Origin of the sequence: Enterobacter cloacae complex sp.6700776, from assembly GCF_048284255.1 — a bacterium.
Classification (GTDB): Bacteria; Pseudomonadota; Gammaproteobacteria; order Enterobacterales; family Enterobacteriaceae; genus Enterobacter; species Enterobacter intestinihominis.
Window position 1 is genome coordinate 298,733 of sequence record NZ_JBLVYK010000001.1, and the last position, 15,960, is coordinate 314,692.

A 15,960-nucleotide genomic window follows, 5' to 3' on the forward strand; every position below is an offset into this window, starting at 1 on the left:
ATACCTGGACCGCGAGACAGGGCTGCACTACAATCTGTTCCGGTATTACGACCCGGACTGCGGACGGTTTACGCAGCAGGACCCGATAGGGCTGGCGGGGGGGATAAATCTTTACCAGTATGCGCCGAATGCGCTGGGATGGGTGGATCCGTGGGGGTTGAGCCGTGAGTGTAGTGGTAAAACAAAACCTGATTTCTATGTTGGTCCAAGTGGCCCTAGTTCGACTATGCCTTCTACAGCATATCGTTATATGGATAGCAAATATGCTCCACAGACAATAGAAAATAAATCAGCCCCGTTAAGTTATTTTGGGTATACGAAATATAAATCTGCAAATGAAGCCAGGGACGCCTATCAAATTTTTTATGAGAAAGGTAATCCTGATTCATGGAGTGATGCACGTTTATTAGGTGAGTTTGATACATTACAACTGTATAAAAATGGAGTACCTCAAGTGCAAGTACCTCTTGCCAATGGTGGTCGAGGGCCTGGATATGAGCTTTTCACCAGTGCATATCCTGAGTATGGTAAAGGTGGGGCATTACAGTTGCTACCAATCGAACGAAATTACCCTGTTATTTTTGAACGTGTTACTATAATTCCGGAGTAAAAGTGATGACAGATGAAGAGTTACGAAAGAATCTTGTTTTTTTAATAAAAAAATATGTTCCGGAAAGTCAACAAAAAGCATTTTATGATGATATATCAAAGTCTACTGTGCCAGTGAAAGGTATTTTAGCTGACTTTAATAAAATCAAAACCAGAACTGTCGATGAAGTTGATGGAGATTTAATACGGGATATTTACTTTTATTTTTGTTGACAGATATATTGGAGATAGCTCACATGCTCAGCATTTCCTTGATATTAGAGGTGGAAATGCTGAAGTTGTCTCTTTAAAGTACCTAAATGGATGGCGGATTTCATTGAAGAAAGTGCAATACCTCAGGCAGGTTATCGTACTAATCCGTTAAATCAAGGGGGATTAGCTCCTAAACGCGTGGATCCGACTACGCCAGGTAGGTCGCATGAATTACCATCAATATGGCCAGAATGGCTTGAAGAAGTAGCGATTCCAGGCTCCGGGAATGTAAGATAGGTTACTATATGAATATCAATAAAGATGACGAACTCCTTGTGATAGTTAAGTATGAAGGAAGATTTTATTGGTTCGTTGCGTTCAAGGAAATGTGGGTCTTAGACAGAGTTAAATGGGTAGAGGATTTTGTGAAAAGTGGGGTGGAAATAAACCTTCAGGATATCCATAAGGAAAGATATGACATACCAGTAGTAAATGAAGGAAACGCGCAGATATTCATTGATGATTTAATTAAAGATGGTTATTCATACGAAAAGGATGACATAGCTGAGGAGTTTTATAATAGGCTTTCGCAAAAAACAACTTGGTGGGATATATATGAACTTATGCCGGATTTATTTATAGACTTTGATAATAAAAAATTATATTCGGAATATGTTGAGAGTATGCATTATCAAGAATATGTGCCTGATGGTTGGCACGGTGAACTTGTTGATTTTTGCAGTAATGGATCGTTACCTCAAGATGAAATGTTCTGGATAAAAAATGAAACTGATCATAGAAGCGTTTTAATCGCTAAAGGATAAAATATATTTTCAGCATACCATTTTGAGATAATGCAATGATCGATTCAACACGCCAATTAGTGTTTGTGTTAAGCGAGACAAAGCCGTTGCCAACTGTTTTGACCATCTTCAACGCTCAGGGTGAAAATCGAAAAAAATCCATGCCAAAGCGTGGATTTTTTTCATTCAAAACAAATCAAACGTTAAACAAGAAGCTCATCACGTCGCCATCTTTAACGATGTAATTTTTACCTTCAGCTCATATTCGGGCTGCCTCTTACGCTCCTTGCTGAATCCTACCCTCAATAAGCTGTCAGTATACCCGCGACGAACTCCACCGTGAGACCAGCCGCACCCAGAGGCTGCTGACCACCCGCAGCGAATACGACCGCCTTGGCCGACTGCATCGCCGGGACGTTTTTACCGGCAATGCCCAGCGCCCGTCGCCGCGCCGCTGGTCCCGCCGCTGGGATTACGACTATCGCAATAATCTTGTCCGCGAAGAGCGGGACGATAACCCGTTCAGCTGGTACCGCTGGCAGTACGACAGCGCAGGGCGCCTGCTCGTTCAGGACGGCACGCTGCCCGGTCAGGAGCAGTGGCGCTGGGATGCGGCCGGTAACCCGCTCGAGGGGGCTGCTGAGAAAGTCACGCACAACCGTCTGACGCAGCTCAACGGTATTCGCTGGCGTTATGACATCCATGGCCGCACCGTGGAGAAGGATAATGGCCAGACCCGCTGGCACTACCGCTACGACGGCGAGCACCGCCTGACGGAGGTCAACAGCCAGCCACGGGACCGCAACAGACCGCAGACGGAGGTCAGCTTCCGCTACGATCCGCTCGGGCGACGCATCAGCAAAACGCGCCGCCAGATGCTGGGCGGCCAGCCAACCGGCAGGCCGGTCACCACCCGGTTTGTCTGGGAAGGGTTCCGGCTGTTGCAGGAAGTGCACGGGGATGAGCCGCTGACCTACGTCTACAGCGATCAGGACAGCTACGATCCGCTGGCACGTATTGACGGCGTTGATGCCCCGGAAATCTTCTGGTTCCACTGTCAGCCCAACGGCACACCGGAGCGGATGACGGATATCGAAGGGCAGGTGCGCTGGGAAGGGGTGAACAGCGCCTGGGGCAAACTGCTGCGGGAAAGCGAAACGCAGGTATCAGGATATTCCCAGAACCTGCGCATGCAGGGGCAATACCTGGACCGCGAGACAGGGCTGCACTACAATCTGTTCCGGTATTACGACCCGGACTGCGGACGGTTTACGCAGCAGGACCCGATAGGGCTGGCGGGAGGGATAAATCTTTACCAGTATGGGCCGAATGCGCTCAAGTACATTGACCCGCTTGGATTATGTAAGGTTAAAAGCGCAAGAGCGCGACAAGCGAAAATGCTAAAGGATGATGTAGGATATAATATTAGTCCAAAAAGTTGGGACCAATATCCTGCAATTGGTCGCGATGGTACATTCATTACGGACAAAAAAGGAGCGTTGAAATATTTCAATGGCATTGAAGACGGAGATGTAACTATATCTAAGTCTCTTTCCTCAATAATTGAAAAAGATATGGGGTTATATCCAGGTTCACTAAGTGAAGGATTTAATATCAGAAAGATTGGCGGAATCTCTAATATGCAGCCACGAAGTCCATTAAGTGGTAATGATTATTTCTTAGGCCCGGGTCAACATTTACCTGGTGGGGCTCCAGAAATGGTGATAAATTCCGTACCAACATCAACTCCAGTAGCTATAAGGGTGAATGTAAATTGAATAAGATGCCAAATGAAGCGATTATTGTTATTGATATAGCTGGGAACCTTATAAAAACCCGGGCTTTTGGTCAGCATTTTATTAAAAAAATGCAGGTATTAGGTTTTTCATTATTAGATGAGTTTATGGTTAGGCCTGTAAGCGATGATCTGGATAAGCAGAGAATTATTAGAATTCTAATTAGCGAGGGTGCTCTTTTTTTATATGGGAATGGTTGGTATCCATCAGAAGTGATGGAATATTACAAAGATCAAGGCATAAATTTCGGCAATTACAAGATTATATATTGGAGTGATAAAGATACGTACCATATAGAGGAAAGGTAACCCTCCAAAAATAAAAGATGTAAAATATATCCTAGGTATTTATGGATTTTATTTTATATGCCACGCATTTCGCCTGATTCCCCTCTCTTGATTTTATTCGCCATCCGCTTGCCGCTTAGTAGAACCTGCTCTAAGGGGGGATTGAGAATATTATCCATAACCGCCTGACGCAGCTGAACGGCATTCGCTGGCGTTATGATATCCACGGCCGCATCGTGGTGATGGTTAACTGTCAGACTCACTGGCATCACCCGGTTTGTCTGGGAAAGGTTCCGGCTGTTGCAGGAAGTGCACGGGGATGTGCCGCTGACCTATGTCTACAGCGATCAGGACAGCTACGATCCGCTGGCACGTATTGACGGCGTTGATGCCCCGGAAATCTTCTGGTTCCACTGTCAGCCCAACGGCACGCCGGAGCGGATGACGGATAGCGAAGGGCAGGTGCGCTGGGAAGGGGTGAACAGCGCCTGGGGAAAACTGCTGCGGGAAAGCGAGACGCAGGTATCAGGATATTCCCAGAACCTGCGTATGCAGGGGCAATACCTGGATCGTGAGACAGGCTGCACTACAATCTGTTCCGTTATTATGACCCGGACTGCGGACGGTTTACGCAGCAGGACCCGATAGGGCTGGCGGGGGGGATAAACCTTTACCAGTATGCGCCAAATGCGCTGGGGTGGGTGGATCCGTGGGGGTTGAGTAGGTGTTCTGGAGGTACCCGCTTAACTGTTAATAAACCGAAGATTTTAAGCAGCACAAAGCTGTCATCAACTTAGAGAAAATTCCTCGAAAGACAGTTTATGAAAAAATGAATGCCTTAAACCGAGCGGCTCAAAGAGGAGAGTTAGTTTGGTCCCCTGGCACCCATGAGGTTAAGATTTCATCTTTGCAAAGTTCTTACAGGCAGGCTGTTTCAGCACGCTTTGAAAAAATGTTTGGTTCAGCACCTGATCTAAGTAAATTAAATGCTGATCATCCTGTTGATTTAATTGTTGGAGGTTCGCCTACACAAAGATTACAAATGCTGAATGAAACTATTAATAAAAGTGTCGGTAGTTCTTTGAAAAATGCAGGCAGAAAGGCGGGGCTTCAGCCCGGAGATGCCATCAGTGAAATAATATTTCAATAGGGGGTAAAATGAATAAATCTATTAATATACAGACGGATACTGCCACATTAGTAATTTATGATTTGATGTCATTAAAGCATAGGATTAATGATGATGCAGATTGGTGGAGTCTTCCAGAAGATGAAGTTGAAGAAATAAATAAAGGGAATGTATTATTTCTCAATCTTGGAGATGATGGTAACTATAAAGTTGATATTAAAAGTGATATTGGTGAATATGCCGGATCGTTATTTTTAAACGTACCTACTGGAAAGGTTTTCATAGGGGCGGGAGAGGATGTCACTGGCGGAGATCTGGAGCCAGATGATTCAGATGCTATTTCAGGCGAGTTTATTACTTTAGAACCAGGTAGTTACGAGGTTAAATATAAAAAGCATGGTTCAGATGTGCTAATTTCCTTTACAAAAGCAACGTTTACTGAAAACTCATTAGAAGAGGGTGTTTATCTCTGAATAAAAATCCACGCCCTGGCGTGGATTTTTTCATCCAAAAAAATGTTAAAATGAAAAACCATAGATCAGCGACAAAAAGGCACTTCTAGTTATACTTGTGACTTATTACATAAAATCAGTAAGGTAATCAAAATGTATTTTTTAGAAAGAAAAGATGCAGAAAAAATGCTCTTTGAATTTTTAAAGAGAACTTTAATAAAAGAATCGGATATTGATGAGTTAATGAGCATGGCAACTAAACATGATTCCGGCCCTCCGATGAAAGGTATAATGTATAAGTATGACAAAATGGAGAAAAATGAACTCACCGCACAAGATTTAGATGATCTTAGTACATTGATGCATTTTTATGGCCCGTGATTAAGCATATCAATTCTTTTCTTTTAAAATATTATAATTCCAGAGCCTGGAAAGCTATCAACAACCAAATAGATGATATTTTTATTATTTCTCAGATAAGATATTCAAATCAAAACTAAATTTAAGGTTGTTATTCTTAATGATAAAAACCTGAAGCCTCATTGGAATCTTGAGGCCGTTTTAAAGAGTAAAGTCAGCATCAATATCAAAAACTTTCAACATCATCCATGTATAAAAATAATTTTTTATTGAGAGCGAATATGATCGCTGACTTCAGGTTTATCTGAGAAAACAACGTGCTAGAATGGATTTTCTGTTCAAAAATTATTAGACTAAATATACCTCGCTTAGATGCCGCAAAGGTCGATCCTGTACGCCAATTAGTCTTTGCGATATGCGAACCAGAACCATTACCAACCGTTTTGAAAATCTTCAATGCTGAGGGCCAAGAGCTATTACTTTCTGCACCACCTGAAAACGCTTATTTCTATTACTTAACATTTAATTTGTCGAAGGAAGTCATTGTTGTCTGTAGTTTCGCAATTCACCAAAATGGCTGGTATGACTGGTTTTATACCTATGATATGAAGATTAACACGCTGTCTCGATCAAGCCCTGCGTATTAATATCAAATGCGCCCAAAAAATGGTAACAATAGCTGGTGGCAAAAAGATACTATATAAATAATTCCAACAAGTGGCTTAAAAAGGGGTACGTAAAGGGGATTCTCCTGGCCTCCGGAAAACGGATCCCAAGAAACGGCAGTGTCATTCTCGCTAAATGTGAGACTCTTGACACTCTTGAAGAGCGCTTACGCGAGGATCTTTTTCAGGCGTTAAAGCTTGTGACTGCCGATATCATTCCTTTTGAACCCAGAATGAAAACAGAACTCTTAAACAATGTCTTTTAGCCACGCAATAAAAAAATCCACGCCAAAGCGTGGATTTTTTTCATTCAAAACAAATCAAACGTTAAACAGGAAGTTCATCACATCGCCATCTTTAACGATGTAGTCTTTCCCTTCAGCACGCATCTTGCCAGCTTCTTTCGCGCCTTGCTCACCCTTGTAGGTGATAAAGTCTTCAAACGCGATAGTCTGCGCACGAATGAAGCCCTTCTCGAAGTCGGTGTGGATCTTACCGGCCGCCTGAGGCGCAGTCGCACCCACAGGGATGGTCCACGCACGCACTTCTTTTACGCCAGCGGTGAAGTAGGTTTGCAGGTTCAGCAGCTCATAGCCCGCGCGGATCACGCGGTTCAGGCCCGGCTCTTCCAGACCCAGTTCGGCCATGAACTCTTCACGGTCGGCATCGTCCAGCTCGGCGATATCAGATTCAACGGCCGCGCACACGGCAACAACCACAGAACCTTCAGCCGCGGCAATTTCACGTACTTTGTCGAGGTACGGGTTGTTCTCGAAACCGTCTTCGTTAACGTTGGCGATGTACATGGTTGGCTTCAGGGTCAGGAAGCTCAGGTATTTGATCGCCGCTTTGTCTTCTTCAGTCAGGTTTTTCAGCGCGCGCAGCATGCCCGCGTTTTCCAGCTGTGGCAGACATTTTTCCAGGGCAGCCAGTTCCGCTTTCGCGTCCTTGTCGCCGCCTTTGGCTTTCTTCTGCACGCGGTGAATGGCGCGCTCGCAGGTGTCGAGGTCAGAGAGGGCCAGCTCGGTGTTGATGACGTCGATGTCGTCAGCCGGATCCACTTTGTTGTTAACGTGGATAATGTTGTCGTTCTCGAAGCAGCGCACAACGTGGCCGATCGCTTCGGTTTCACGGATGTTGGTCAGGAACTGGTTGCCCAGGCCTTCACCTTTGGATGCGCCTTTTACCAGGCCCGCGATGTCCACGAACTCCATGGTGGTCGGCAGAATGCGCTGCGGCTTCACGATTTCCGCGAGCTGGTCCAGACGCGGATCGGGCATAGGAACAACACCGGTGTTCGGCTCGATGGTACAGAACGGGAAGTTCGCCGCTTCAATACCTGCCTTGGTGAGCGCGTTGAACAGGGTGGATTTGCCCACGTTTGGCAGACCGACGATACCGCATTTGAATCCCATTTCTAAATCACCTTAATATCTTGATAATCAATCCGTTAACGATAACCGATTGAAGAAAAGTAAATAACTACGCCTATTATACACGTAACCCGCACGACGCGCGGTAAAAAAGCCCCATGGCGCCGATTATTGCGCTTTGAAAGCGTGCAGTCGATTGGTGGCTTTCGTCAGGCCGTCCTGAAGCCAAATCTCGGTGCAGCGGGCCGCTTCGTCCACCGCTTCGTCAATCAACTTCTGCTCAGAAACCGGTGGTTTACCCAGTACGAAACCAACAACTTTGTTTTTATCGCCCGGATGGCCGATTCCCACGCGCAAACGGTGGAAATTAGGGGTATTACCCAGTTTGCTGATGATGTCTTTAAGGCCGTTGTGGCCGCCATGACCGCCGCCCAGCTTGAACTTCGCCACGCCTGGCGGCAGATCCAGTTCGTCGTGGGCCACCAGGATCTCATCCGGATTGATGCGATAAAACGTTGCCATGGCCGACACGGCTTTGCCGCTCAGGTTCATAAAGGTGGTTGGCACCAGCAACCGCACGTCGGCACCCGCAAGATTGATGCGTGAGGTATACCCGTAAAACTTGGGTTCTTCACGCAGGGGCGCGCGCAGACGTTCCGCCAGCAGATCAACATACCAGGCGCCGGCGTTATGGCGGGTAGCGGCATACTCTGCGCCCGGATTGGCGAGGCCGACAATCAGTTTAATCGTCACGATTTACTTCCTAATGGGTTCCAGATCTGGCGCGTAGTTTACTGTCTGGCGCGCCGCTTGACAAAGTTCTGCCTGCTGTACACCGAAATGCGAATAATTTCTTCTTTGAACAATTAGAATTTCAAGCTGTTCAATGTCTTATTTGTAAATTTTTGTCCGGGAGTTATCTGTAAATGTGATCATTCACGCAACTCATATAAGTGGCGTTGTCTATACTTTACACACAAGGAGAAGGGGTTTTTCCCCTGACAACCCAAAGTTCCGGAGGTGACATATGAAACGCAAAAACGCTTCAATGCTCGGTAACGTGCTAATGGGGTTGGGACTGTTCGTGATGGTCGCCGGTGTCGGTTATTCAATTTTAAACCAATTACCGCAGCTTGACCTCCCACAATACTTTGCGCATGGCGCGGTGCTGAGTATCTTCCTCGGTGCGGTATTGTGGCTCGCCGGGGCGCGCGTGAGCGGACATGAGGAAGTCTGCGATAAATACTGGTGGGTGCGCCATTACGATAAACGATGCCGCCGCGACCAGCATAAGCACGGCTAGTGCCCCATAAAGAACACCAAAACGACTTCATCTGAAGTCGTTTTTTTTTGCATGACGCATTGACCCTCACGTAACGTAAGGCTTCAGAGTAGCGACACTGGCAGAACAAAAGGAGCCGTTATGTTGATTCAGGTGGGTGAACTGGCGAAACGTGCTGGGATCACCGTGCGGACTTTGCATCACTACGAGCAAACAGGGCTGTTGTTACCTTCTGCCAGAAGCGCGGCAGGCTACCGGCTTTACAACCTGGCGGATGTGCAGCGTCTGCATATGATCCAGACGCTGGCAAAAGCCGGGCTGGAGCTTGCCGAAATCAGGGATTTTCTGGAACAGCGTTCGCTGTCATTAGCGGAATTACTCGACGGGCAAATCATTTTGCTGGACAAGCAACTGCGTAGCATCCATACGCTGCGCAACCGGCTGGTGGAATTGCGTACCGGGCTGACCGACGATGCGACGCCGGATCTGGAATCCTGGCTACAGACTCTGGAGTTAATGAATATGTACGATCGCTGGTTTAGCAATGAAGAGTTGCAGCAACTGCCGTTTGCGGCAGAGAAAGAGGCGCTGGCGGATATCTGGTCGGGTCTGGTGACGGAGGTTAAACACTTGCTGGAACAGAACGTCAGCGTCACGGACGCGCGGGCGACCGATTTGGCTTCACGGTGGATGGAACGCCTGGAACAGGATACCGCAGGTAAACCGGAATTTTTGACCCGTCTGAACGAAATGCACAGCGTGGAGCCGCAGATGCAGGAGCAAACCGGCATTACACCGGAGATTACGGATTACATCACGCGGGCGTTTGCCGAATCAAAGCTCAGCATCTGGGAGCAATATCTCACTGCCGAAGAGATGGCCTTTACCCGGGCGCACTACTTTGACCGGATGATGGAATGGCCGCCGCTGGTGGCGAAGCTGCATCAGGCGCAGCGGGATAATCTCAGTCCCGCTTCTGACGATGCGCAAAAGCTGGCAGAAAAGTGGCTGGTTTTATTCCAGTCCTATGCGGGAACAAACCCGCAGACCCAGCAAAAATTTCGTCTCGCCATGCAGCAGGAGCCGCATCTGATGAAAGGCACGTGGATGACGCCTGCCGTGCTTGAATGGCTCCAGCAGGCGATCGGGGTGATGATGCAAAGACGTGTCTCTGCATCAGATGACTCACAGATCCGCTAATGCAGCTTCACGGTTAGGGTAGAAGGACAATCGGCCAGGGATCGGCTGCACGCCCGCGCGCGCCATGGTGCGCAGGGGCTGGAATTCGAGGTTACTGATCCGCAGCTCGCAGCCTTCCGGCAGGCGGGCAACAAAGCGCTGGAAGGCATCCAGACCGCCGGCATCCAACACCGGGACGGCATCCCACTTCAGCACCACAATCCGTTTGCCCGCGATGCGGGACGCCAGATCGCTGAACAAACCTTCCGCCGCGGCGAAGAACAGCGGGCCAATCACGCGCAACACCAGCACATCGTCAGGCACCTCAACGTTAACCGGAGAGAGACGCGTCATCTGCGCGATGCGGCGCATAAACAGCAGCGAGGCCAGCACTATGCCGACGCTGATAGCGATAACCATATCAAACAGCACGGTCAGCGACATGCAGATCAGCATCACGATGATGTCGTCTTTTGGCGCACGGCGCAGCAGATTCACCACCTTATGCGCCTCACTCATATTCCAGGCCACCATCAACAGCAGCGCAGCCATGGCCGAGAGTGGAAGCCATGAAAGCAGCGGGGCAAGGATCAGCAGCGCCATGATCACCAGCAGGGAGTGAATGACCGCGGAAACCGGTGATGTCGCGCCCGCACGTACGTTCGCGGCGGAACGGGCAATCGCAGCCGTAGCCGTAATACCGCCGAAGAACGGTGCAACGATGTTCCCTAAGCCCTGACCGACCAGTTCGCTGTTGGCTTTGTGCTTAGTGCCGGTCATGCCGTCGAGCACGACGGCGCAGAGCAGGGATTCAATCGCGCCCAGCATTGCCATGGAGAACGCGGCAGGCAGCAGAGCGCGAAGGGAATCCCAGCTCAGGGTGAAGCTGGAGCCCGGCATGTCCCACGGCAGAACCAGCTGCGGCAGCAGCTGCGGAATACCGTTACCTTGTGAGCCATCCGCCAGAACATAGTGGAACTGGGAGCCAATGGTGGCGACCTGTCCACCGAGCAGGTTGACGACGCCCATCACCGCGCAGCCCAGCAGCAGAGCGGGGAGATGCCCCGGGAGACGAATGCCTAAGCGAGGCCAGACGATGAGTGTGCCGAGGGTAACGATGCCAATGGCTGCATCGCCCAGGTTGGCCGTCGGCAACGCCATAAACAGCGCGCCCACTTTCTGTAAGTAGTGCTCCGGAACATGGGCCATTTGCAGGCCGAGGAAATCCTTAATCTGCATGGTCCCGATGGTAATCCCAATCCCCGAGGTGAACCCCAGCGTCACGGAAAGGGGAATATATTCAATCAGGCGACCAAAGCGGGCCAGACCGAACAGAATTAAAAAGATGCCAGACATCAGGGTGGCAATCAGCAGGCCTGCCAGACCAAACTGTTGGGAAACCGGGTAGAGGATCACCACAAAGGCGGCAGTTGGGCCGGAGACGCTGAAGCGGGACCCGCCCGTCAGCGCAATCACAATCCCCGCAACGGCTGAGGTGTACAGCCCGTACTGCGGCGCGACGCCGCTACCAATCGCCAGTGCCATCGCCAGCGGGATGGCAATAATCCCGACGGTGATCCCGGCTATCAGGTCACGAACAAAGCGTGACGACGTGTATTTCTCTTTCCAGCAGGCGTCGATGAGGGCGCGAAAGGGCAGAACATGTGAGGAGGTTACGTTTTTCACAATTATCTATCATCCGTGTGCGCATCATCTGTCATATGAATGGCAGGTGAAGGAGGCATAAGTCATACAAATAAATACTATAAACAAAAAAACCCGCCGTAGCGGGTTTTTTGGCCGTGTTCGATCAGTGTTCGAACATTGCAGAGATGGATTCTTCGTTGCTGATACGACGAATCGCTTCGGCCAGCATCCCGGACAGAGTCAACGTACGCACGTTTGGCAGCGCTTTGATCTCGTCGCTCAGCGGGATGGTATCGCACACCACAACTTCGTCGATGACGGAGTTACGCAGGTTGTTTACCGCATTGCCGGAGAAGATCGGGTGAGTTGCGTAAGCGAATACGCGTTTCGCACCACGCTCTTTCAGCGCTTCAGCGGCTTTACACAGCGTACCGCCGGTATCGATCATGTCGTCCACCAACACGCAGTCGCGGCCAGCCACGTCACCGATGATGTGCATCACCTGAGAAACGTTAGCACGCGGACGGCGTTTGTCGATGATCGCCATGTCGGTATCGTTCAGCAGCTTCGCGATAGCTCGAGCACGTACCACGCCGCCGATGTCCGGAGAAACCACAATCGGGTTGTCCAGATTCAGTTGCAGCATGTCTTCCAGCAGGATTGGGCTGCCGAAAACGTTATCAACCGGCACGTCGAAGAAGCCCTGGATCTGCTCTGCGTGCAGGTCGACTGTCAGTACGCGGTCAACGCCGACGCTGGAGAGGAAGTCTGCGACAACTTTAGCGGTGATTGGCACACGCGCGGAACGGACGCGACGGTCCTGACGTGCATAGCCAAAGTAAGGAATAACAGCAGTGATACGGCCAGCAGAAGCGCGACGCAGCGCGTCGACCATAACAACCAATTCCATCAGGTTGTCGTTCGTTGGAGCACAGGTGGACTGGATGATGAAAATATCACCACCGCGTACATTTTCGTTAATTTGTACGCTGACTTCGCCGTCGCTAAAGCGACCTACAGCGGCGTCGCCGAGGGAAGTGTACAGGCGGTTGGCAATACGTTGTGCTAGTTCCGGGGTGGCGTTACCAGCAAAAAGCTTCATATCAGGCACGAGAAGAACCTCAGGCATGCGTCCAGTGGTGGATAGCGTTCGCCGCAAACTGCGGGGCCTAAGCAAACGCTATCCAGGCGGTGTATTATAGAGCGCGATGCAACGTCTGGAACAGGGTGACGTTGTCACCGAAACTCAGTCTGCGCCAGAATGGCCTGCTGTAGGGGGGAGGTGTTCATCCCGCGTGCTACAAAACCATGCAGCCAGTCCGGCGCTTGCTCAAGCACCTGACGGGCGGCGGATTCGGTGTCAAATTCAGCAAAGACACAGGCCCCTGTACCGGTCAGGCGCGACGGCGCGTATTCTAACAGCCAGGAAAGCACCGCATCAACCTCGCGAAAACGTTTTCTTGCGATATCCTCGCAATCGTTGCTGAATTCACAATTTAATAACGTTTTTATTGACCGTACCGGGGTATTTCTTTTCAGGTCAGGATCTTTAAAGATGACCGGGGTAGGAATGCTCACGCCAGGGTGAACGATCAGATACCATTTTTCCGGCGGATCGACCGGCGTGAGGATTTCGCCCACCCCTTCAGCAAACGCCGCGTGGCCGCGCACAAACACTGGTACATCGGCGCCCAGCGTCAACCCTAACGCTGCCAGCTCGTCCGTTGTCAGACCGCAGCCCCACAGATGGTTAAGCGCCACCAAAACGGTTGCAGCATTTGACGAACCGCCGCCAAGACCGCCGCCCATCGGCAGGCGTTTGTCGATACGGATATCCGCACCGCTTCCCGCTGGCAGACGACCCGACGACGACGCCGTTTTCATCAGCAGGCGGGCAGCGCGCACGATCAGGTTATCGTCGTGCGCCACGCCGTCGACCGGCGTCAGCAGGCAAATCTGCCCGTCCTGACGCGGCTCAATGAAAATCGTGTCGCCGTAATCAACAAACTGAAACAGGGTTTGCAGGGTGTGATAGCCGTCAGCGCGCTGCCCGGTAATGTAGAGAAACAGGTTCAGTTTTGCGGGAGAGGGCCAGTGGGTCATCATTTAACGATCCAGTTATCCATTTTCAGCTTGATACGCTGGCTACCCTGCGTCAGCTCCATATTGGAGGGCAGCGATGGTTGCGTCTTGCTGTCATACGCGCTGTACACCACTTTCCAGGTTTTACCGCCCTGGGTGTAGTTAACCTGGCTCAGACGGTATTGGTCATCAAGCGTATAGTCGGTGGCGTCACCCGGCAGGCCAAGGATCCACTGGCGCAGACTATTGAGCGGAATCGGCATCCCGGTCAGTTTGCCAATCATCTCTTCGGCGTCGGTCGCGGTGTAGTGCTGGCCTTTGTTATCGGTGATCTGCGCTTCGCCAGGCTTCGCGTTAAGCTCCAGCTCGGTGCTGCCCAGCGGGTTGAGCAGCAGCAGGCGATAGTTGTCCTGCCCCGTTTGCTGCCAGAAGAAGCGAGCATAAACTTTTTGTTCGTCAGAGAGATATGCAAATGCACCGCGGGTCTGGTACTGGCTTAATTTCAGCACATCCTGCTGGTGCTGACGCCACTGCGGTGAGTCTGGGCTTTTGCCCGGGCCTTTCGGCTGATGAACGGAACAGGCGGTCAGAACCAGGGCCGCCAGAGGCAGCAGGCGAATCATTCGGGTCATAATGATGACAAATCCTTGAGATACGTTGCAGTTATAACTGTTAATGCTAGCGTTGAAGGGTGCCACCGTCTACGTTCAAATTATCTCAAAGCGCGGCGTAAGCTATTACTCCGAAAGGGGGCAGTCTCTTTTATTGATCTCGCGCATCCTGTATGATGCGTCCTGCTAACCTTATTAACGCTGGTACTACTCCCGCTCAACATGACCCTATTAGCACTCGGTATTAACCACAAAACGGCCCCGGTTTCACTGCGAGAACGCGTTACGTTTTCGCCGGATACGCTCGACCTGGCGCTGGATAGCCTGCTTGCACAGCCGATGGTGCAGGGTGGCGTGGTGCTGTCGACGTGCAACCGTACCGAGCTCTATTTAAGCGTGGAAGAGCAGGACAACCTGCACGAGGCGCTGATCCGCTGGCTATGTGACTATCACAACCTCAACGAAGAAGAGCTGCGCAACAGCCTGTACTGGCATCAGGATAACGATGCGGTCAGCCATCTGATGCGTGTGGCCAGCGGTCTGGATTCGCTGGTGCTGGGCGAGCCGCAGATCCTCGGCCAGGTGAAAAAAGCCTTCGCGGATTCCCAGAAAGGGCATCTGAAAGCCAGCGAACTGGAGCGAATGTTCCAGAAGTCATTCTCCGTGGCGAAGCGTGTGCGAACCGAAACCGACATTGGCGCCAGTGCGGTTTCGGTTGCTTTCGCGGCCTGTACTCTTGCCCGTCAAATCTTTGAATCGCTGTCGACCGTCACCGTACTGCTGGTGGGGGCGGGCGAAACCATCGAGCTGGTGGCGCGCCATCTTCGCGAACACAAGGTGAAGAAGATGATCATCGCTAACCGCACCCGCGAACGTGCGCAGGTGCTGGCAGATGAAGTGGGCGCTGAGGTGATTGCGCTGAGCGACATCGATGAACGTCTGAAAGAGGCGGACATTATTATCAGTTCTACCGCCAGCCCGCTGCCGATTATCGGGAAAGGGATGGTCGAGCGTGCGCTGAAATCCCGCCGCAATCAGCCGATGCTGCTGGTGGATATCGCCGTTCCGCGTGATGTCGAACCGGAAGTGGGCAAACTGGCGAACGCCTACCTGTACAGCGTGGATGACCTGCAAAGCATCATTTCGCACAACCTTGCCCAGCGTAAGGCGGCGGCTGTGCAGGCGGAAACCATCGTTGAACAGGAAACCAGCGAATTTATGGCCTGGCTGCGCGCGCAGAGCGTCAGCGAGACCATCCGCGAATACCGCGGTCAGGCGGAGCAGGTGCGTGATGACCTGACGGCCAAAGCGTTAGCGGCCCTTGAACAGGGCGGCGACGCGCAGGCGATTATGCAGGATCTGGCCTGGAAACTGACCAACCGCCTGATCCATGCCCCAACCAAATCTCTTCAGCAGGCTGCCCGTGACGGGGACGATGAACGCCTGACTATTCTGCGCAACAGCCTCGGGCTGGAATAGCGCCCTATACCCAT

General features: G+C 50.8%; 17 protein-coding genes and 2 pseudogenes. 13 read left to right on the forward strand and 6 right to left on the reverse strand.

What is annotated here, in order from left to right; all coding sequences use genetic code 11:
- From ACNQ0T_RS01595 to ACNQ0T_RS01640, 10 genes and pseudogenes are all read left to right on the forward strand, one after another.
- The coding region (locus ACNQ0T_RS01595; protein WP_417929439.1) for an RHS repeat-associated core domain-containing protein at positions 1-610 on the forward strand (610 nt) is incomplete at its 5' end.
- Positions 611-615: 5 nt separating this feature from the next.
- Positions 616-822 carry a hypothetical protein gene (locus ACNQ0T_RS01600; protein ID WP_022648388.1) on the forward strand — a complete coding sequence of 69 codons (207 nt, stop codon included), beginning with the start codon at positions 616-618 and terminating at the stop codon, positions 820-822.
- A gap of 284 nt (positions 823-1,106) precedes the next feature.
- Positions 1,107-1,625 carry a hypothetical protein gene (locus ACNQ0T_RS01605; protein ID WP_417929441.1) on the forward strand — a complete coding sequence of 173 codons (519 nt, stop codon included), beginning with the start codon at positions 1,107-1,109 and terminating at the stop codon, positions 1,623-1,625.
- 296 nt (positions 1,626-1,921) lie between these two features.
- Positions 1,922-2,965 (forward strand): annotated as a pseudogene (locus ACNQ0T_RS01610) (RHS repeat-associated core domain-containing protein); the annotation flags it as partial.
- A 422-nt stretch (positions 2,966-3,387) separates the two neighbouring features.
- A complete protein-coding gene (locus tag ACNQ0T_RS01615) occupies positions 3,388-3,708 on the forward strand; it encodes a hypothetical protein (RefSeq protein WP_232934624.1) in 321 nt (106 codons plus the stop codon).
- Between the two features lie 134 nt (positions 3,709-3,842).
- Positions 3,843-4,412: pseudogene (locus tag ACNQ0T_RS01620) on the forward strand (RHS repeat-associated core domain-containing protein); the annotation flags it as partial.
- Positions 4,413-4,516: 104 nt separating this feature from the next.
- Positions 4,517-4,837: a hypothetical protein gene (locus ACNQ0T_RS01625; protein WP_417929443.1), complete on the forward strand. Its 321-nt coding sequence runs from the start codon at positions 4,517-4,519 to the stop codon at positions 4,835-4,837.
- An 8-nt stretch (positions 4,838-4,845) separates the two neighbouring features.
- The gene (locus tag ACNQ0T_RS01630; protein ID WP_032676195.1) at positions 4,846-5,289 is read left to right on the forward strand and encodes a DUF6386 family protein; all 444 of its coding nucleotides are present in this window, start codon (positions 4,846-4,848) and stop codon (positions 5,287-5,289) included.
- 132 nt (positions 5,290-5,421) lie between these two features.
- Positions 5,422-5,649 carry a hypothetical protein gene (locus tag ACNQ0T_RS01635; RefSeq protein WP_417929445.1) on the forward strand — a complete coding sequence of 76 codons (228 nt, stop codon included), beginning with the start codon at positions 5,422-5,424 and terminating at the stop codon, positions 5,647-5,649.
- 296 nt (positions 5,650-5,945) lie between these two features.
- A complete protein-coding gene (locus ACNQ0T_RS01640) occupies positions 5,946-6,275 on the forward strand; it encodes a hypothetical protein (protein ID WP_417929447.1) in 330 nt (109 codons plus the stop codon).
- Positions 6,276-6,613: 338 nt separating this feature from the next.
- Here the strand turns inward: ACNQ0T_RS01640 and ychF are convergent, their stop codons facing one another.
- A complete protein-coding gene (gene ychF, locus ACNQ0T_RS01645) occupies positions 6,614-7,708 on the reverse strand; it encodes a redox-regulated ATPase YchF (RefSeq protein ID WP_010432886.1) in 1,095 nt (364 codons plus the stop codon).
- Between the two features lie 126 nt (positions 7,709-7,834).
- The gene (gene pth / locus ACNQ0T_RS01650; RefSeq protein WP_023306437.1) at positions 7,835-8,419 is read right to left on the reverse strand and encodes an aminoacyl-tRNA hydrolase; all 585 of its coding nucleotides are present in this window, start codon (positions 8,417-8,419) and stop codon (positions 7,835-7,837) included.
- 274 nt (positions 8,420-8,693) lie between these two features.
- Here pth and ychH point away from each other — a divergent pair, with 274 nt between their 5' ends.
- Both ychH and ACNQ0T_RS01660 read left to right on the forward strand, forming a co-directional pair.
- Positions 8,694-8,969: a stress-induced protein YchH gene (gene ychH, locus ACNQ0T_RS01655; protein ID WP_022648382.1), complete on the forward strand. Its 276-nt coding sequence runs from the start codon at positions 8,694-8,696 to the stop codon at positions 8,967-8,969.
- A 120-nt stretch (positions 8,970-9,089) separates the two neighbouring features.
- Entirely contained in the window at positions 9,090-10,148 is a 1,059-nt protein-coding gene (locus tag ACNQ0T_RS01660) for a MerR family transcriptional regulator (RefSeq protein WP_417929449.1), read from the forward strand.
- Here the strand turns inward: ACNQ0T_RS01660 and dauA are convergent.
- The 4 genes from dauA to lolB form a co-directional block, all read right to left on the reverse strand.
- Positions 10,134-11,813 (reverse strand): C4-dicarboxylic acid transporter DauA, encoded by a 1,680-nt coding sequence (gene dauA, locus ACNQ0T_RS01665; RefSeq protein ID WP_417929450.1) that lies wholly within the window; start codon positions 11,811-11,813, stop codon positions 10,134-10,136. The two genes, ACNQ0T_RS01660 and dauA, sit on opposite strands and share 15 nt — an antisense overlap.
- Before the next feature lie 124 nt (positions 11,814-11,937).
- Positions 11,938-12,885, reverse strand: a complete 948-nt coding sequence (gene prs, locus ACNQ0T_RS01670) for a ribose-phosphate diphosphokinase (protein WP_003856663.1) — start codon at positions 12,883-12,885, stop codon at positions 11,938-11,940.
- Positions 12,886-13,010: 125 nt separating this feature from the next.
- Positions 13,011-13,880 (reverse strand): 4-(cytidine 5'-diphospho)-2-C-methyl-D-erythritol kinase, encoded by an 870-nt coding sequence (gene ispE / locus ACNQ0T_RS01675; RefSeq protein WP_058677191.1) that lies wholly within the window; start codon positions 13,878-13,880, stop codon positions 13,011-13,013.
- Positions 13,877-14,488 (reverse strand): lipoprotein insertase outer membrane protein LolB, encoded by a 612-nt coding sequence (gene lolB / locus ACNQ0T_RS01680; protein ID WP_003856665.1) that lies wholly within the window; start codon positions 14,486-14,488, stop codon positions 13,877-13,879. Before lolB ends, ispE begins: the two co-directional genes overlap by 4 nt.
- A 201-nt stretch (positions 14,489-14,689) precedes the next feature.
- On the opposite strand from lolB, the gene hemA reads away from it, so the two are divergent.
- Positions 14,690-15,946, forward strand: a complete 1,257-nt coding sequence (hemA, locus tag ACNQ0T_RS01685) for a glutamyl-tRNA reductase (protein WP_003856666.1) — start codon at positions 14,690-14,692, stop codon at positions 15,944-15,946.
- Positions 15,947-15,960 lie beyond the last annotated feature (14 nt).